The organism is Enterococcus sp. DIV1067f (genome assembly GCF_050543505.1).
In the GTDB taxonomy this organism is placed as follows: Bacteria; Bacillota; Bacilli; order Lactobacillales; family Enterococcaceae; genus Enterococcus_D; species Enterococcus_D entomosocium.
Genome location: NZ_CP172940.1, coordinates 3,056,340 through 3,074,986 on the forward strand (window position 1 = coordinate 3,056,340; position 18,647 = coordinate 3,074,986).

Sequence of the window (18,647 nt, forward strand, 5' to 3'; positions counted from 1 at the left end):
ATCAGGTACGTTGTTTTTTTACCATCTTGTTTTCGAATGTGCTATGCTCAAGTTGAGGGAGGAACAATCGATTGTTTCTTGAGAAAAGGATCGGTTTTTTCATTCCTAGACTACATTCAAAAGGAGGCGTTTCTTATGAGTAAATCCGAATCGTCGGCTGTTTTTTCAACGATTGCTTGTTTGCTATTGATGGCAACTGGCTTTCTTATGGCATCTTTTTCCATTCCTTATAGCTTTGTCCCTTATCTATTAGCGATTCTTGCCGGGGGTTGGAAACAAACCTGGGAAGGCACGCAAGAATTGGTGCACGACAAACGGTTGAACGTCGATCTACTGATGGCGTTAGCCGCCATTGGTGCCTGTATCATTGGCCATTGGTTTGAAGGGGCGATGCTGACCTTTATCTTTTGTTTGAGCGGTGCCCTTGAGGAATATACGACCAACAAAAGTACGCGAGAAATTAGTTCATTAATGGCACTGCAACCAACGACTGCCTTAAAAATGATTGAATCTGGGGAGCTCGTCGAAGTACCAGTAGAAGCCCTTCAGTTAAAAGATACGATTATGGTGGCAAAAGGCAGTGCGATCCCGATCGACGGTATCGTGATCCAAGGAACCAGCAGTGTCGATGAGGCGGCCATCAGTGGCGAATCCATTCCTGTCGAGAAACGTTTAGGCAGTGAAGTCTTTGGGGGAACCATCAACCTTGGGCAGCCATTGTACATTGAAGTTACTCAAACGAGTGAAAACACCCGCTTTGCAAAAATCATTCAATTGGTGGAAGAAGCGCAGCAAATGCCAAGTCAAACGGCGACCCTGATCGAAAAAATCGAACGGATCTATGTGCCGATCGTCCTGATCGCCGTCCCACTAATGATCGTTTTGTGTACGTTTTTCACGAATTGGGGGTTCCAAGAAAGTTTTTATCGTGGCATGGTCTTACTAGTAGTGGCATCCCCTTGTGCCTTAGTCGCCTCTGCTACTCCTGCGACGTTAGCAGCCATTTCTCACGCTGCTCGTTTGGGCGTTTTATGCAAAGGCGGACAAGCCTTGGATGCCTTTGCCAATGTCAAAGCGATCGCTTTTGACAAAACCGGAACGCTGACTCGAGGCAAACCTGCTGTCACTGATGTTCATCTGTTGCTGGATGAACCCTTTATTCCCCAACTGATCGTCGGGATGGAAAAACAATCAAATCACCCATTGGCTGAAGCGATCTTGGCGTATTTTCACGATGAAAAGCCATTGGAATTAGCCGTGGAAGAACAAGCGGGGATCGGTCTAGCCGCCACTTACCAAGCTGCCCATTGGACGATTGGAAAAGAAGTCGATTTAACCTCTGTTGCTGCCAGTGAGCAAACCCGCATCCAAGAATTGAAAGCAGCCGGAAAAACCTTGATTTATATCAATCGAGACCGTGTATTAGCAGGGTATTTAGCACTATTGGATCAGCCCCGTCCTGAAGCTCGTGAGAGTCTTGCCTACTTCAATAAGCAAGGAATTCACACGACGATGCTGACGGGTGATCATTTAGGTACTGCTAAAGTGATCGCCGCAGAAATCGGCTTGTCTGACTACGAAAGTGATTGCCTGCCTGATGAGAAAACCACTCGGATCAAAGAAATGAAAGAAACCTACCAAATCAATGCGATGGTCGGTGATGGGATCAATGATGCCCCCGCCTTAGCGACCGCAAGTGTAGGGATCGCTATGGGCGAAGGAACCGACGTCGCAATGGATGTGGCGGACATCGTCTTGATGAAAAATGATTTGCTGCGCTTGGTCGACAGTCACCGTTTGGCTAAGAAATTACAGCGGATCATCAAACAAAACATCGTCTTTTCTATCAGTGTCATCTTGTTGCTGATCGCTTCAAACTTCCTTGAATTTCTCACGCTACCTCTAGGGGTCGTGGGTCATGAAGGAAGCACGATCTTAGTTATCTTAAACGGATTGCGTATGCTTTTGCCATTACACAAAGAAACACCTCAGCAAGCCAAACCAACCCGCAAAGATTGCGATGATTGTGTCTTGTATCAACAGTCTTTGCATACGTGACCACTATCTGCACTAGCAAAAACGCCCATTGTTGGCACTTCACTAGAAGTCCATCAACGGGCGTTTTGCTGTTTTTTCTACTTATGCTTGATTGGCAAGTTGTTCCGTGTAGAGTTTGCCATCGTACATCTTAAAGAATGGATAATAGCAGAGAATGGAAACCCCTAAGTTGATCAAAGCGATCAGGATGGCTCGGAAATCACCGCCGGTTCCTAAAAACGCCCCTATGCCCACCGGTGAAATCCAGGGAATTCCCGTAATGACTTTATCGACAAAGCCAAACGAGCTAGCAAAGTAAGCAATCGTCACGTTGATCAAAGGTGTTACGATAAAGGGGATGATCAAATACGGATTGTAGACGATCGGTGCCCCGAAGATCACTGGTTCATTGATGTTAAAAAGCCCCGGTAAGATCGCTGCTTTTCCTAAGACTTTGAGCTGTTGTGATTTTGCCACAAACAGCATCAATAAAACCAATCCAAGTGTACTTCCTGCGCCGCCCATAAAAATATACATGTTCACAAAATCCCCAGCAAAAATATTATTGGCACCATCGATATTTTCAGTTAGAGCCACCAATAGGATGGGATTGATGAAACTATTTTTAATAACTGCCGTCCCATGAACCCCCACTGCCCATAAGAGGTGGATAAGGAGCATAATCACGATGATTCCTAACCAAGAACCCGTCAACTCCTTCACGAATTCAAATGGTTTGGATAGCAATCCGTGAAGATCCGTGTGGAAAACCGCCAGTACTCCATTGATCGCCACCATCAAAAAGGCAATCAAAATCGCTGGGATCAATGACGCAAATGCTTTGCTGACTCCATCGGGAACTCCTTCAGGCATCTGGATGGTGATCTTTCTTTTTACACAAAAACGATAGACTGACGTAGCAAGTACTGCAGTGATAATCCCGATGAAGATCCCTACTCCACTGAAGCGAGTGATCCAACCGCCTAAAGCGACCCCATTATAAACAATGGCGGTTTCGCTTTCTGACTGCAGCAATTGTGCCGCACCATCTGTGATATCGACTTGGACGATCGTCATTAAAAAGGCAAACAAACTTAATAACGCCCCTACAAAACTGCTCATAGTCAAATGCTCTTCTTTATGATAAATCTCAGTTAAATAATACCCTGTTGCTAAACAATAAAAAACAGCAATCGAGCCAACAGACATGGTAGTTACGACACTATAAAGTGGTGAAAATCGTAAAATCGTTTGTTCAAAAAAGCCAGCCAGTGGTGGAATGATTTGTGGTAAATTATTGATGATTAAAAAAATCGATCCGACGATCGTAAAAGGGACCGTAATGATCCCTGCTTGCATGATTGCGCGAATAAAGCGTAAATTCGCCAACTTATTCAAAGGCGGCATCAAACGCGTTTCTAAAAAGGTAAAAACACTTGTCATCGTTACTCCTCCAACGAAGGGATCGCCCCTTCTTCAATCAGCTTTTGATACCAATAAAAGCTGTCTTTTCTCACTCGTTTTTGTTCTTTTTCCTGTGCATCATTGCGATCCACGTAAATGAAGCCATACCGTTTTCGAATCCCCTCATGTACACTGATCAAATCAATGGCAGACCACGGACTGTATCCGATCAGATCCACCCCAGCATTGATCGCGGCTAAGCATTGGCTGATATGCTGCGATAAATAGTCGATGCGGTACGGATCATGAACCGTGCCATCTGCTTCTAGATGGTCTTCGGCCCCTAAGCCGTTTTCGGTAATGATGATCGGTAAGTGGTAACGATCATAAAGTGTTTGCAACGTCGTTTTCAGCCCCAAGGGATCGATGGTCCAATTGAAGGCATTTTTCTTCAAGAACGTATTGGTGAACCCTTTGTAAAAACCACGCTCCATAATGTCTTCACTTTGCTGATCGCTGATACCGTTCTTCATGTCCCCAGCTTCCGTCGGCTGCTCCACTGTCACTGTGGTGTAGAAGTTCATCGCGACAAAGTCAGGCTTAACCCGTTCCATCAACGCCTTATCCTCCGGACCAAAGTCAATCGTGAGCCCATTTTGGTTCAAATAATCTTGAAAGACCGTATTGTAACGACCGAAGCAGGCGAAATCAAGGTACGCCCAGTTCCGGACACTGTTGAAATACAACGCTGCTTGGTTGTCTTCTGGTCGACTAGTCGCCGCATAGACCAAGGAAATATTTGGGGCCGGTCCGATTTTGCCATTCGGTACGATTTCATGACACGCTTCGAAAGCATATTTTTCAGCGATCATCAGGTGATGAAATTGCTGGTATTTTTCTGATAATGGAATCTTTTTCCCTAATATTTTTTGATCCACCAGCAGCATGATATTTGGTTCATTGATCGTCAGCCAGTGCGTCACTCGATCCCCATAGGCTGTAAACAGCGTTTTGGCGTATGCGGCAAATGCCTCAACGGTGCTGCGTTTTGTCCAGCCGCCTTCGTCTTCCAATGCTTGCGGCAAGTCAAAATGGTTCAACGTTACAAAGGGCTGAATGCCGTGTTTCAGCAATTCATCAATGACATCGCTGTAATGATCCAAGCCTTTTTGATTAATAGTACCGCGCCCTTCTGGAAAAATTCGCGACCAAGCGATCGAAAAGCGGAAAATTTTGATCCCCATTTCTGCTAACAAGGCGATATCCTCTTTGTACTGGTGGTAATGGTCGACAGCCACAGTAAAATCCGCGATCTTGTGGTTGTCTCTTGGACGAGTATCTTGGACACTCAGTCCCTTGCCATCGGTTTGATACGCTCCTTCGGTTTGGTGAGCGGAAATCGATGCTCCCCATAAAAAATCAGTTGGAAATGTTTGTTTCATATCGTACTCCTTATCCTAAATAAGATGCGTTTAACATCTTAGAATTATTGCTTGCATGGCAAAGACAATATTCTGAATTATCTCTTATTTTTCGCGGTAACGCAAAAAATAACTCCTGTCAAGTAAGACCCTTTTGAAGATGTGCTACTTAGACACAAAAAAAGCAAAGTCCAGTTTCCTAGACTTTGCTTATGATTTAGAAGTAGCAGCTTATTTTTGCTCTGCTTTATCTTCGTTCAATAGTGCTTTTCTTGAAAGGTTCACACGGCCTTGTTTGTCGATTTCTGTGACCTTCACTAAGATTTCGTCGCCTTCTTTGACAACGTCTTCTACTTTGTTGACCCGTTCGTTCGCAAGTTGTGAAATGTGAACTAAGCCGTCTTTGCCTTTGATTAAGTTGACAAACGCGCCGAATTTTTCAACACGGACAACTTTCCCAAGGTACACTTCGCCAACTTTTACTTCTTTCGTCAATTCTTCAATGATCTTGATAGCTTTTTGGATCATTTCTGCATCAGCAGAAGCAATCGAAACTTTTCCGTCTTGATCAATATCGATTTTCACGCCAGTTTCATCAATGATGCCATTGATGGTGTCGCCGCCTTTACCGATTACATCTTTGATCTTCGCAGGATCGATTTGGATCATTTCGATCTTCGGTGCGTATTGGCTTAACTCTTCACGAGGAGCAGCCAATGTTGATGTCAATTCATTTAAGATTTCCATCCGTGCTTTTTTCGCTTGATCTAATGCTTCTGTCAAGATTTGTTCAGTGATTCCTTGAATCTTGATATCCATTTGTAACGCAGTGATCCCATCTTTGGTTCCAGCAACTTTAAAGTCCATATCGCCAAGGTGATCTTCTAAGCCTTGAATATCAGTTAAGATCGTGTAGTTTTCACCATCAGATACAAGTCCCATTGCGATACCTGCAACTGGTGCTTTGATTGGCACCCCTGCATCCATCAATGCTAAGGTTCCTGCACAGATACTTGCTTGAGAAGAAGAACCATTTGATTCTAATACTTCTGCAACGAGACGGATTGTGTAAGGGAAGTCTGTTTCATCAGGAATCACTTGTGCTAAGGCACGTTCGCCTAATGCACCATGACCGATTTCACGACGTCCTGGTGAGCCGGCACGACCAGTCGAACCAACAGAAAATTGAGGGAAGTTGTAATGGTGGATGAATCGTTTTGATTCTTCAACCCCTAATCCATCAATGATTTGGTGTTCTCCTAAAGGTGCTAACGTACAAGCGGACAATGCTTGGGTTTGTCCCCGAGTAAATAGACCAGAACCATGAACACGTGGCAATAAGCCAACTTCTGATGCCAGTGGACGGATTTCGTCTAATTGACGACCATCCGGACGAATCTTGTCGATAGTAATCAATTCGCGAACCACATCTTTTTCAAGATCTTCCGCGATTTGTTTCACTTCTTTCAAGAATTGTGCTTCCTCTTCATGTCCAGCAAATTTTTCTGCATACACTTCTTTCACTGTGTCTTTGACTTTATCGATCTCGTCTTCACGAGCCAATTTTTCTTCAGTCATAACAGCAGTTTTCATTGTTTGGTAGTAGCCGTCGAAAATTTCTTTTTTCAAGTCAGCATCTACTTGTAACAATTTGACTTCCATTTTTGGTTTGCCCACAGCTGCGACAACTTCTTCTTGGAAGGCAACCAATTCTTGGATAGCATCAAAACCGAATAATAACGCACCTAACATGTCTTCTTCAGAAACTTCCTTCGCGCCTGATTCAACCATGTTGATGGCTTTTTTCGTTCCAGCTACTGTCAATTCGATATCAGTTTGTTCTGCTTGTTCTACTGTTGGATTCAAGACGTACTCACCATTGACCCGACCAACATCAACACCAGCGATCGGTCCGTCAAACGGGATATCTGAAATAGACAATGCTAAAGAAGAACCTAACATTGCCGCCATTGCTGGCGTACAATCTTGCTCAACACTCATTACGATGTTTGTTACTTGTACTTCGTTACGGAAACCTTCCGCAAACATTGGACGGATCGGACGATCGATCAAGCGGGCAGTCAAGGTTGCTTCCGTACTTGGACGTCCTTCCCGTTTGATAAAGCCACCAGGTACTTTCCCTACGGCATACATTTTTTCTTCGTAATTGATTGTTAATGGGAAAAAGTCGGTATCTTTTGCTTCCTTAGATGCAACCGCTGCACTTAGGACAACCGTATCGCCATAACGAACCAATACAGCTCCGTTTGCTTGTTTGGCTAATTGGCCAACTTCTACTTCTAATGGGCGGCCGCCCCAAGTTGTTTTGAATACTTGTTTTTCTGTCATGTTCTGCTCCTTTTCATCGGATCCCAGCAAGTCACTACTAAACAAATGAAAAAATCGGAATGTCGTTCCGCTGCTTTCATTTGGTTAGTAGGATGCTGCTTACAAGGACCCAAAATTCTTTTTAGCTGCGCTTTTTGATTCACCAGTCAAAAGGCCGCTCTTTCGGTGTTTCACTTTTTAGATGGCTCGAGATCACCTGTCAGACTGCATCAGCTGTTTTAGCCGACACTGCAGTCGCAGTGATTCCGCTGCTTGGTCACTACGCTCGCTGCTCTCGCCTAGTAGGTTTCATCATCTGCTCTGTACAGCTTGCGCCGCCCAGTCGCAGTGATTCCGCTGCTTGGTCACTACGCTCGCTGCTCTCGCCTAGTAGGTTTCATCATCTGCTCTGTGCGGCTTGCGCCGCTCAGTCGCAGTGATTCCGCTGCTTGGTCACTACGCTCGTTTCCCTCGCCTAGTACTATTCATCATCTGCTCTGTGCGGCTTGCGCCGCTCAGTCGCAGTGATTCCGCTGCTTGGTCACTACGCTCGTTTCCCTCGCCTAGTACTATTCATCATCTGCTCTGTGCGGCTTGCGCCGCCCAGTCGCAGTGATTCATAGCAAAAAAGTGAGATTCGGGTTGAACCTCACTTTTCTTTGTTTGATTAACGACGTAATCCTAAAGCTTGGATTAATTCGCGGTAACGTTGTACGTCTTTTTGACGTAGGTAAGCTAATAAGTTACGACGATGTCCAACTTTTTTCATCAACCCACGGTATGAATGGTGGTCTTTTTTGTGCATACGTGCATGTTCGTTCAAATGGTTGATTTCTTCTGTTAAAACAGCGATTTGAACTTCTGGAGAACCAGTATCTCCTTCATGACGTGCAAATTTGTTGATGATTTCGTTTTTGCGTTCTTTTGAAATTGCCATGTTTTTCACCTCTTTTTCTTTTTCCCCTGCGACTGAGTAAAACGTTGGTGATTCGTTAAACCAAGTAACAGGTACTGTGCTTTTCACACGTAATTACTTTACTTGATTCTAAGGAAAAAAGCAAGTTTATCTACCTATTCTTTTCGTTTCTTTTGAAAGCTCCTCCAAAACTTATGTTATACTTAGGATACTACTCTATCTAAAGGAAGTGTAAGGATGAGCGTTCTTTCCCGAATCGAGAGCATGAAAAATGAATTATCGCTTTCTGAGAAGAAACTCTTCGCATTCATGGAGGCCAATCCTGAAAAAGTGCCGTCGATGACTGCGAGTCAATTAGCAGAAGCCACTGGGATCAGTGCGCCGACTGTCGTACGCTTTGCGAAAAAAACCGGCTTTGCTAGTTTGACAGATTTAAAAATACAATTATCTGCGGAATCCGGCTTGCGCCAAAATGCCAATGAAAACTTGGGCTATGCCGATGTTGAATTAAATGAGCCCTTTCATGCCATCACATCTAAATTAAGCCACAATGCACAGGTGACTATGAATGAGACGGCCCAATTGTTAGAAGAACAGCTGATGTTGGCTGCCGCTGAACTGATCGCGACTCGTGAGCGAATCTTTGTCTGCGGGATCGGTGCTTCTTCATTGATCGCACAAGATATCCAACAAAAATGGACCCGTTTAGGCAAAATCGTCGTGTTTGAAAATGACTACAATCTCTTGTTGCCGCAACTCGTCAAAAACGAGAAAAAAAGTCTCCTCTGGGTCATTTCCAACAGTGGACACACGCCTGAGATGGTTCACTTAGCAGAAATCGTTAAAAATCTTGGCGTCCCGATTCTGTCACTCACCCGATTTGGCAGTAATCCGTTAACAAAGTTGGCGGATGTTCCCCTGCAAGTGTCCCGTTCCAAAGAAGCCAACCAACGTAGTGCTGCTACGAATTCGATTATCGCCCACCTATTGGCGGTCGATGTCCTTTTCTATGTCTTTTTAAGCAAGAATGAAAAGCTGGCACGCAATATCTATGCCTCACGCCAAGCCATTGCCGATTTTCGTGAGAAGTATTTATAAAATATTCATAGCCAAAGAAGTCCGCAGGAAAGTTTTCCTGCGGTATTTTTTCTTCTAAGGACACTTTGATCAATCAAGGGCATTCTTGGCAGCTACTTCTGCCAACCAAAAACTGGACGCTTTGGGATAACGCTTGAAGTCATTTTTCAAATCCACTCGATAAAACCCATAACGGTTTTTATATGCATTCAACCAGCTCCAGCAATCCATAAAGGTCCACATATGGTAACCGAAACAAGGAGACCCGTCTTCGATTGCATGATGCAGCTGACGCAAATGGTCTTCAACAAAGGCGATCCGATACGTATCATTGACCTGCCCCGTGGCGTCCATGAACCGTTCTTCCTCAGATACCCCCATGCCATTTTCGGAAACAAACCATGGCATGTTTTGATAGTCATTCTTTAGACGCATCGCGATATCGTAAATCCCTTCTGGATAGATTTCCCAGCCGCGATGAGGATTGATTTTTTTCTCTGGCCAATCGTACCCACGAAATAACTGACGTGGCTCAAAGGGACCGGATGCTGCCTTCTGCGGAAGTGGTGCTTGGATCCGCAACGGTTGATAATAATTGCAACCAATAAAATCTACGGTATTTTCACGAAAAATTTCCGCATCTGTTGCTTCATATTCAGGGGACAATTGATGCTCCTTGAATAAGCTCGTTAGCTTTTCTGGAAATTGTCCATAAACGACACAGTCCAAAAAACTGCGAATATACAAGAGATCTGCCCATTCAGCGGCTTCTCGATCAGCCGCTTCTTGACTTTTTGGATAAACAGGTGACAAATTCAAGATGATACAGATTTCTCCATCAGGAAGTGCGATTTTACGAAACTCAGCAACTGCCTTCGCATGGGCTAACAAGGTATGATAACCAACTTGAATTGCCCGCTTGAAATCACGCACTTGCGGCCAATGAGCATCTCCGTAATACCCACATTCAATATGCACCAATGGTTCATTAAAGGTCGCCCATTTTTTCACTAAATCGCCAAATTGTTCAAAAGCAGTTTTTGCATAAAATGCAAAATGGTCCACGGATTCCCGCGCCTCCCAACCTCCTTTTTCCATCAGCCACCAAGGCATGTCAAAATGAAACAAATTAATGATCGGTTCGATGCCTTGATCCAGCATTTCCTGAAAATATGCCCGATAAAACCGGACTGCCGTCTGATTCAATGTTTTTCCATCTGGTAATAAGCGGGTCCATGCAATCGATGTCCGATAGGAATTCAAGTTCATGGCCTTCATGTTTGCTACGTCTTCCCGGTATTGATAGTAGGTATTTGAGGTGTCGCTTGGTCCGACACCATCGTAAAAGCGTGACGGCTCCAACTCAAACCATTTGTCCCATGTAGAGGGACTTTTGCCGTCAACCACTGCGGCCCCCTCGGTTTGCGGTGCTGACGCGGCCGCTCCCCATAAAAAGTTTTTTGGAAATTGAATCATTCTTTTGCTCCTTTCTGAATTACCTGCCACGTGCGGTCAGGGTTGGACCGTTGAAATACAAATCGATACTGCTGACCTGCTGTTTCGACTTCCAGACAAAACGATGTTGTTTCTTCCAAGGAAATTGCCAGCTGCTGCAATGATGCTTCACCGATCACGAGTTGAAAAGTTGCTTGTCCTTGACTAGGCACCCATACTTTTTGAAAGCCGCATAAGACTTTTTTCCTCGGCACATATGCTTTTGTATACTCTTTTAGATAGCATTGGACCACTTCTTTACCAGACACAGTAGAATGATTTTCAAGTGTGCCACTGACGATAATGCCTTCCCCTGCATATTCAGCCGAAACCGAGCTGCAAATAAAAGAGGCATAACTAAGACCATAACCAAAAGAATATACTGGTGCGCCTTTTTGATCGAGGTAGTCTTTTTGAAACGCTGTGTTTCGATAATTATAACAGACAGGCAGTTGTCCAACTGTATCAGGAATAGAAACTGCTAATTTCCCACTAGGTACCGTTTCACCAAAAAGAATCCGAGCAATCGCTTCCCCTCCATATTGGCCGGGATAGCCAGCGTAAAGCACCCCATCGAACAAGTCTTGCAAAGGAGCTAAGCAATGCGGTCGACCGGAAATCACGATCCCAATCAGCGGCTTTTTACTCTTCTTCAACGCAAACAGTAAATCCAACTGGCATTGCGGCAAATCGAGGGTAGCCAAGTCGATATTTTCTCCACTGGTCATTTCCTGAGATCCCCTTAAGGCGGCACCGTTTTTGTCAAAATCCGTTGTGAAATCACGGGCACTGGAGCCGCCGATCGTCACTAAGACGACATCCGCTTTTTCTGCAATCTGACAGGCTTGCCTTCGTTGAGCCAGTGTGCCACTAGAGATTTCGCAGCCTTTCTCGTAGAAGAAGTTAGCTTGATGCGTACTTAAACTGGTCAAACCTTCCCAAAGGGTCGTACATGTTGTTTCTTCCTTGAATGGCGTATAATCCCCTAGCTGATGATAGAGCTGTTTAACGTGAGGACCGATGACGGCAATCTTTTGTCGCGTTTTCTTCAAAGGCAAAATACCATTGTTCTCTAGTAAAACAATCGATTCCTCCGCCAATTTCAAGGCAACTTGTTGCGCCTTTTCTTTACGGGGCAATGAAACACGGGGCGTTGCTTCTTTAAACAAGCCAAGTTTTTCTTTCAAAAGAAGCACACGACGGACTGCATCATCGATCGCCGTTTCCGCAAGTAGCCCCTCAAGGACAGCTTCTTCTAACACTGGGAAAACTTCATCCCATAAACTAACATCCACACCGCTGGTCAAGGATTTGGCGGCCGCTTGTGGGTGGCTCCCCAGCCAGTCAGCAATCCGATCCAGCCCACACCCATCGGCCATCACAATTCCCGTAAAGCCACTTTCTTCTCGTAAAACATCTTGCAGCAAATAAGCATTGGCATGGCATGGGATACCGTCTAGATCATTGTATGCAGCCATACACCCCAAGGCCCCAGCAGCAATCCCTGCTTTCATTGGTGGCAGATGGATCTCGCGGAATTCCCGATCACCGATTGCCACTGGCCCTGCATTGTGTCCCCCAATTCCTGCACCTTGGGCAGCAAAGTGCTTCAATACCGCTAAAACGTTCTGCTTTTCTATCGTTGTTTTTGATCCTTGTAATCCTCTGACGGCCGCTTTGGTAAAGCTGCTGGTTAAAAACGGATCTTCACTGAAACATTCTTCAGTTCGCCCCCAACGCGGATCTCTAGCAATGTCCAATGCGGAAACCAAGCCAACATGGGCTCCTTTTGCCCGAATCTCTTGAGCAGTGATAGTTTGGGCCGCTTGATACAGCTCTGGATTCCAACTAGAACCAACACTAAAATTGACCGGAAACGTCGTCGCTTCTAAACCTTGGTGCCCGTGAGGACACTCTTCACTGAGAAGGGCCGGAATCCCCAGCCGAGTGTGCTCCTGCAAATAAGTTTGAATCATAAGGGATAGCTCATAGGACTCCGTGGTCGTCAGGCCTGTTTGCTGATTTCTACCTGACCAAGGATCAGCTCGAAACACGCCGTAAATCCAGCCAAGACTGCCAAAACGAGCTACTTCTTTTTTAAAGGTTTCAGTTAAAATAATTTTTCCATTGTTTTTTTCGTAAACTTCCCAACCATACAGACGCTGATTCAGCTGGCCGATTTTTTCTTTCAATGTCATTTGCCGTAAAAGTGTCTCAATCATATGCTTCTCCATTTCTATTTAGTCTTCTAAATAAAGCATGAGGGTCTGGATCTCAAAAGGCTGAAAATGGATTGTGATGCTTCGGGCATCCAGCGGCTCGACCGGCAGTTCAGCGACGGTTTCTTCCAAAAGATTCGTTAAAACCGCTTTTTTGATTCTTTTCTGGCAGCGCATTTGACAGGCGGTGGTTTGATTGTGATATTCATACAACCGCACGATCAGTGCCTCTTCATCTTCGGCTTTTTTCACCGTATCCAGTAAGACATTCTTTTGGTCGACTGCTAGAAAAGCATCCCCTGATAGTTGTGACACCCTTGGAACCGTCAGAACGGGAACATTTAATGCCAATGCTTCTTCCATCGTTTGCGCTTCTTGCCAAGTTCCTTCGTGGGCGTACAAGGAATAGGTAAACTCATGAAGGCCTTGATCCGCTTCAGGATACGGATCGATCGGCGATTTGATCAAAGAAAGCCCGATTTTTTGATAATCCGTATTGAACCCATATTTCGAATCCGTCAAAATACTAACCCCATAATTCCCTTCTGAGAGATCTACCCATTTTTGTCCACAGCTCTCAAAACGTGCTTGGTCCCATGTCGTGTTTTGATGCACAGGCCGTTTTACCTGCCCGAATTGAATATCAAACGTTGCTTCCAATGTGTTAACATCAATCGGCAGCAATGCCTTCAGCAGCAATTGATGCTGCTGCCAATCAACCGCTGTTTCAAAATCGATTCTTCCCGTGCCATGGTAAAAATGCAGCCATTGCGTAATAAAAGAATCTTCAAACTGACGTTTGATCTTCAAGGTATCGCGAATCTCCCCTTGCTCAACAACCTCAGCTGAGAGAACTTGCTTCACAGGATAAGGCTTCTTCTGGTAATAAATATCAATGTCCCACGCATCATAATCCATTGGCAGATCTTCGTAAGCCACTAACTGATTCAACCGCTCTCCTTTTGGCACGATCTCTCGCTGCTGCCGTTTGTCAAATAAAGAGATGATGTCAAAGTGTTCGTCAAAAATCACTTTAAAATCAACCGTTTCAAACGATTCCTCCAGCCGCATTGCCACTTGCTTTGATTGAGGCACAGCTGAGACAGGGGTCAATTTTTTGCTACTCAATCCAGCCATGGCGGGAATTTTGACTAAGAGCCGGTCATCATAGGTCCGCTGAGTCAGGTAAGCTTCTTTGATCCCTGTCTGATCGTCTAAATAGACCAGACCCGTCCGCTCTTGTCCCAGCGGATTAAAGACATGCCATGACGTAGCTTCGGCTGCTTGCATTGCTGGAATCAAAGCTTCGATCAGCTTGCAGCCTTTATCAAAGAGCTGTTGATACTCTTGATCCGTCTGATCATAAACTTCTTTGATCGAGCTTCCCGGCAGAATGTCATGGAATTGATTAAATAGCAGCTGTTTCCAAAGTTGTTCTAATTCAGCTTGCGGATAACGATTGATTGCACAAATACTATAAAGTTTTTCAATCGTCTGTAAGAAAAATTCTCCTCGGCGATTGGCCTTCTTGTTTTTGCCAATCGAAGTCAGTGTTCCACGATGGTATTCAAAGTACAATTCGCCGTACCAGACCGGGCCAGATTTTTCCTTAAAAGAATCTGCCAGTCGATCAAAAAAGCCCCCCACATGATTGCCAGTAATCGTCGGCATATCTGGCAGTGTCTTTTGCAGCCGTTTCTGGACTTCTAGCATCTCTTTCGTCGGGCCTCCGCCACCGTCACCGTACCCATAGGCAATCAAAATTTCGTCGTGCTGATCTTTTTGCTGATAACGTTCAAAACTGCCTTTGATCGTGTAAGGATCTAGCAATCCATTATACGTCGTGTAATAATCTCTGGGACTGTATCCTTCACTGATGGTGGTAATAAAATGCGTCAAAACGCGGCTGCCATCAATTCCTTGCCAATAGAAGGAATCATAAGGAATTTGATTGAACTGGTTCCATGACAGCTTCGTCGTCATAAAGTAGGGCGTATTTGTTTTGCGTAAAATTTGCGGCAAGGCGGCTGAATAACCAAAGACATCCGGTAGCCATAAGATGCGGCTATCGACTTGAAATTCCTCCTTCATAAACCGTTTGCCATAAAGGATCTGACGAACCAGTGATTCCCCTGAAGTCAAATTGCAATCGGCTTCTACCCACATCGCCCCGTCAACTTCCCATCTTCCTTCTCGAATTTTTGCTTTCATTGCTGCGTACAGTTCAGGATAGTGGGTTTTCATGGAATAGTATAGTTGTGGTTGGCTTTGAAAAAACGTATAATCTGGATACTCCTCCATCAATTTCAGGACCGTTTGGAAACTGCGCTCGCCTTTTTCAATTGCTTGCTGTGCCGTCCAAAGCCACGCCAGATCGATGTGGGTATGGCCGACAGCCGTCACTTTTTGTTTTGGTGTATGCGCTGGTAAGTAACATGACGCAAGCAGTTGCTTGGCTTTTGCGAGACTTTCATAAAATGCCGCTGAGTAGGGCGTACGAAAATCCAAGACATTGGCGACTTGACCAAGGACTTGTTGATAAAATGCTTCGTCACCGCCAAACGCACGAATGGCACGCCAACTATCAAACAGCGTATAAAAATCAAACCAGAGTTCATTGACGACAGGATCCAATGCCAATAAGTTGATATGCAGTGGGAATGGTTTATCGGAACGGCCCGAGAACAGATCAATCTTCAGTTTGACTGCTTTTTGTTGATATCCTTCAGCCAAAGTGACCTCTCGATGATTGACATCGATAGCTTGGACATAGGTATCGTCCAAATAAATTTTGATTTGGGGATTGGTGGTGTTGTCCCACTCTGAGAGACTTGAATAGACTTGTAAAACACAAGGTTTCCCTACCCAGTCAGCGGGAACTTGAAAGCTGCCTTTCAACTGGTAATAGGTGTTTTTTTCTCCGAAATAACTCCCTTGTTCATACGGTACCCAATCCTCTTGCTTAAAAAAAAGCAGGTCTATTGGCTGTTGATAGCGTACACGGTACTGTTTTAATTTGTAGAAAATTTTTCGGATGCGTTCAAACTCGTAAGGCTGCATAACTCTCATTTTTCTTTTGACTCCTCTATCTATTTTTTGAAAAAAAACGGGTGGAGATTGATTGTCTCGACCCGTTTCCCTTATCGTATGATATTAGTTTGCTTTCCAGCGGTCATAGGCCGTTTGATAGACTTCGACATATTCGTCAATGCCCATTGCTTCGATCGTTTTCACATAATCGTCCCAATTGTCTAATGGCTCGACACCTGTGATAAACTTAGCTTCCATTTGTTCTACATAAGTTGTCAAATCAGTGGCAGTGGCTGCTACTTTGTCATTTTCTTCAATCGTTAAATACAGTAGCGGAAATGGTACTTCAGCGATGTCTTCCATCTTTTCTGCCGTTTCTTGTGCAACCCAATCACTAAAACGAGTATCTGGTTCTTCATCAGCCGTTTTGCGGATATGGTATTCACCTGTTGTATCAATGACAATGTTTGGTGTAGTCAATCCATACGCCGGCGTGATTTTGCCGCGTTCGTCTTCTGTGTTGTCTGTATCAATACCATCCACATAAACCCGGACTTTTTCGCCATCCGCATTTTCTTGGTACTCCCAAAGAACACCTTCTGGCCCTTGTTCAATATATTTTGTGCCTTCTTCCGAATAGAAGTAATCCACCCAACGCATGGAAGCTTCTGGGGAAGGATTGACATTGGTCAATGCAAAAGTTCCCCGAGAGATTCGTGGACTGCCAGGAATCTTGGCTTCTGGTGCCCATTCAGAGGTCAACGGTTGGAACATCGGATCGTTCATCGCCTCTGCCTCACTGCGACCAGTAGTAAAGAAGCTGAAATAGTCGGCAAAAAGCCCTAGTTGATTGTTTTCACCCTTCGCTTTTTTCTGCTCATCGGACTGTCCATAAACTTCTTTATCCAGTAATCCTGCATCGTACAGTGTATTCATGTATTCCAAGAATGCTTTGTAGTTTTCTGATGTCGGTGTGTAGGAGACCACATCATCGTCCACTTGAATCCCGCGAGTCCGTAAGCCAAAGGCGGCCATCAACCAAACACGTGTCGAGTTCATATCGACATCCGTCAATGGAATCTCGTCTGCTTGACCATTTCCGTTAGGATCTTCGTCTTTGAAACGCGTCAACAATTCTTGCAGTTCCTCTGTGGTTTTCGGCAGTTCTGATACACCTAAATTATCTAGCCACGTGCCGTTGTACCACATCGGGCCTTGCCACCAGATTGAAGTCGCATTCCGAGAGATCATTGGTAAGGAGTAAATGTGCCCATCTGGCGTGGTGATCGATTTTAAAATAGAAGGATCTTCTTGCGTCAGTGCATAAAGATTTGGCATGATTTCTGGCGTGATATACTCCTCTAAGGGAAGTAAAATCCCTTGTGAACCGTAATCGATCTCCATCGAAGCCGTCAGTGCTTGCGAACCAGCACCGTAAACGATATCCGGCAAGTCGCCGGAAGCAAAAGCTAAGTTCAGTTTCGTACTAAAGTCAGCCGATGGCGGTGTCGTATAAGTCAGTTTGATACCGGTTTTTTCTTGGTAATCCTGTAGCGTCGGCATGTCTTCCCACTCGGCCATTCCCACACCTGGTGCCATGATATTCAAGGTCAGCTCTTCGCCTTCTTTGATGATTGGAAATTGGCTGTCATGATTGATAGCAACCTCTTTCTTTTCTCCAGTTCCCTCATCTGAAGAATTGCCGCAGGCACCCAAGACGAGGGTACTGCATAAAGCGACACCCGCCATTCCTAAAAGTTTCTTTTTTAATCCCATTTTCTTCCTCCTTTGATTTTTTTATCCTTTAATTGAACCGACCATCATGCCCTTGACAAAATACTTTTGTAAGAACGGATAGACGATGATTACCGGTAACGAAGAAACGATCATGACGCCGTATTTGATGACTTGAGCGAGTTGCTGTTTGCTGTATAGCATATTCGCCATTTCTGAAGTCACATTGCTGACGGTATTTGAAGACATATCTTGAAGAATCAAAATTTCTCTTAAAATCATCTGCAGCGGGTACATCGATCGATCAGAAAGATAGATCAATGCGTTAAAGAAGCTGTTCCAATGTCCGACGCCATAGAACAAAGCCATTACCGCAATGATCGGCGTTGATAATGGTAAAACGATCTGCATGAATAGACGAAAATCGGAACAACCATCCACAATCGCTGCTTCTTCCATCTCTCGCGGAATTGTGGATTGAAAAAACGTTCGTGTGACAACCACATTGTAAACCGAGACGGCCCCTGGAATCACCAGTGCCCAAACGGTATTCAGCATACCTAAGCTGCGAATCAGCAAATAGCTGGGAATCAAGCCACCAGACAGGAACATGGTAACCAGCATAAAATTGGTGAAGGCCCGTCGCCCATAAAAATCTTCTCGCGATAACGCATAGGCACAAGGCAAGGTTACCAAGAGATTGATCGATGTTCCTAACACTGTATAGTAGATCGTGTTCAAATAGCCACGCCAGATACTGCTGTTGCCCAATAATGTTCGATAGCCTTCGAAGGTGATTCCTTTTGGTAAAAGCCACATTTCACCTGAGTTTACCAGATGCGGATTTGAGATCGAAGCACTGACGATATAGATCAGCGGATATAAAACGATCAGCAATGAAATTGCTAAAAACACATAAACAAAGATCAAAAAGATTTTATCAGCACGGGTATCTTTTATTAAAGAAGTTGTTTTCACTTTTGGTCC

At 44.7% G+C, this 18,647-nt stretch carries 11 protein-coding genes; 2 read left to right on the top strand and 9 right to left on the bottom strand.

Annotated elements, in window-relative coordinates; translation table 11 throughout:
* Positions 1–135: 135 nt before the first annotated feature.
* Positions 136–2,058, top strand: coding sequence for a heavy metal translocating P-type ATPase (locus tag IGJ42_RS14110; RefSeq protein WP_221928391.1), 1,923 nt, complete (start codon positions 136–138; stop codon positions 2,056–2,058).
* A gap of 81 nt (positions 2,059–2,139) precedes the next feature.
* Here IGJ42_RS14110 and celB read toward each other — a convergent pair whose 3' ends face one another.
* The 4 genes from celB to rpsO all read right to left on the bottom strand — a co-directional run bounded on the left by celB (position 2,140) and on the right by rpsO (position 8,127).
* On the bottom strand, positions 2,140–3,480 hold the full coding sequence (gene celB, locus IGJ42_RS14115; protein WP_034872146.1) for a PTS cellobiose transporter subunit IIC: 1,341 nt from the start codon (positions 3,478–3,480) through the stop codon (positions 2,140–2,142).
* A gap of 2 nt (positions 3,481–3,482) precedes the next feature.
* Positions 3,483–4,883, bottom strand: a complete 1,401-nt coding sequence (locus IGJ42_RS14120; protein WP_429946806.1) for a glycoside hydrolase family 1 protein — start codon at positions 4,881–4,883, stop codon at positions 3,483–3,485.
* A gap of 210 nt (positions 4,884–5,093) precedes the next feature.
* Complete coding sequence (pnp, locus tag IGJ42_RS14125) at positions 5,094–7,211, bottom strand: polyribonucleotide nucleotidyltransferase (RefSeq protein WP_008379486.1); 2,118 nt, start codon at positions 7,209–7,211, stop codon at positions 5,094–5,096.
* Between the two features lie 646 nt (positions 7,212–7,857).
* Positions 7,858–8,127 carry a 30S ribosomal protein S15 gene (rpsO, locus tag IGJ42_RS14130; protein WP_005228072.1) on the bottom strand — a complete coding sequence of 90 codons (270 nt, stop codon included), beginning with the start codon at positions 8,125–8,127 and terminating at the stop codon, positions 7,858–7,860.
* A 216-nt stretch (positions 8,128–8,343) separates the two neighbouring features.
* Between rpsO and IGJ42_RS14135 the strand changes: the two genes are divergently transcribed.
* Complete coding sequence (locus IGJ42_RS14135; RefSeq protein WP_008379484.1) at positions 8,344–9,204, top strand: MurR/RpiR family transcriptional regulator; 861 nt, start codon at positions 8,344–8,346, stop codon at positions 9,202–9,204.
* Positions 9,205–9,273: 69 nt separating this feature from the next.
* Here IGJ42_RS14135 and IGJ42_RS14140 read toward each other — a convergent pair whose 3' ends face one another.
* From IGJ42_RS14140 to IGJ42_RS14160, 5 genes are all read right to left on the bottom strand, one after another.
* Complete coding sequence (locus tag IGJ42_RS14140; RefSeq protein ID WP_244732468.1) at positions 9,274–10,659, bottom strand: glycoside hydrolase family 1 protein; 1,386 nt, start codon at positions 10,657–10,659, stop codon at positions 9,274–9,276.
* The gene (locus IGJ42_RS14145; protein WP_429946807.1) at positions 10,656–12,911 is read right to left on the bottom strand and encodes a glycoside hydrolase family 3 N-terminal domain-containing protein; all 2,256 of its coding nucleotides are present in this window, start codon (positions 12,909–12,911) and stop codon (positions 10,656–10,658) included. Before IGJ42_RS14145 ends, IGJ42_RS14140 begins: the two co-directional genes overlap by 4 nt.
* Positions 12,912–12,917: 6 nt before the next feature.
* Positions 12,918–15,965, bottom strand: a complete 3,048-nt coding sequence (locus IGJ42_RS14150) for an alpha-mannosidase (RefSeq protein ID WP_429946809.1) — start codon at positions 15,963–15,965, stop codon at positions 12,918–12,920.
* An 84-nt stretch (positions 15,966–16,049) separates the two neighbouring features.
* The gene (locus IGJ42_RS14155) at positions 16,050–17,702 is read right to left on the bottom strand and encodes an extracellular solute-binding protein (RefSeq protein ID WP_429946810.1); all 1,653 of its coding nucleotides are present in this window, start codon (positions 17,700–17,702) and stop codon (positions 16,050–16,052) included.
* Between the two features lie 21 nt (positions 17,703–17,723).
* Complete coding sequence (locus IGJ42_RS14160) at positions 17,724–18,638, bottom strand: carbohydrate ABC transporter permease (protein ID WP_008379474.1); 915 nt, start codon at positions 18,636–18,638, stop codon at positions 17,724–17,726.
* Positions 18,639–18,647 lie beyond the last annotated feature (9 nt).

What these genes read in the sequence shown, in the direction of transcription:
- IGJ42_RS14135 (WP_008379484.1), top strand. Translation starts at nt 8,344, where the DNA reads ATGAGCGTTCTTTCCCGAATCGAGAGCATGAAAAATGAATTATCGCTT.
- IGJ42_RS14140 (WP_244732468.1), bottom strand. Translation starts at nt 10,659, where the DNA reads ATGATTCAATTTCCAAAAAACTTTTTATGGGGAGCGGCCGCGTCAGCA.
- celB (WP_034872146.1), bottom strand. Translation starts at nt 3,480, where the DNA reads ATGACAAGTGTTTTTACCTTTTTAGAAACGCGTTTGATGCCGCCTTTG.
- IGJ42_RS14120 (WP_429946806.1), bottom strand. Translation starts at nt 4,883, where the DNA reads ATGAAACAAACATTTCCAACTGATTTTTTATGGGGAGCATCGATTTCC.
- IGJ42_RS14155 (WP_429946810.1), bottom strand. Translation starts at nt 17,702, where the DNA reads ATGGGATTAAAAAAGAAACTTTTAGGAATGGCGGGTGTCGCTTTATGC.
- pnp (WP_008379486.1), bottom strand. Translation starts at nt 7,211, where the DNA reads ATGACAGAAAAACAAGTATTCAAAACAACTTGGGGCGGCCGCCCATTA.
- IGJ42_RS14110 (WP_221928391.1), top strand. Translation starts at nt 136, where the DNA reads ATGAGTAAATCCGAATCGTCGGCTGTTTTTTCAACGATTGCTTGTTTG.
- rpsO (WP_005228072.1), bottom strand. Translation starts at nt 8,127, where the DNA reads ATGGCAATTTCAAAAGAACGCAAAAACGAAATCATCAACAAATTTGCA.
- IGJ42_RS14145 (WP_429946807.1), bottom strand. Translation starts at nt 12,911, where the DNA reads ATGGAGAAGCATATGATTGAGACACTTTTACGGCAAATGACATTGAAA.
- IGJ42_RS14150 (WP_429946809.1), bottom strand. Translation starts at nt 15,965, where the DNA reads ATGAGAGTTATGCAGCCTTACGAGTTTGAACGCATCCGAAAAATTTTC.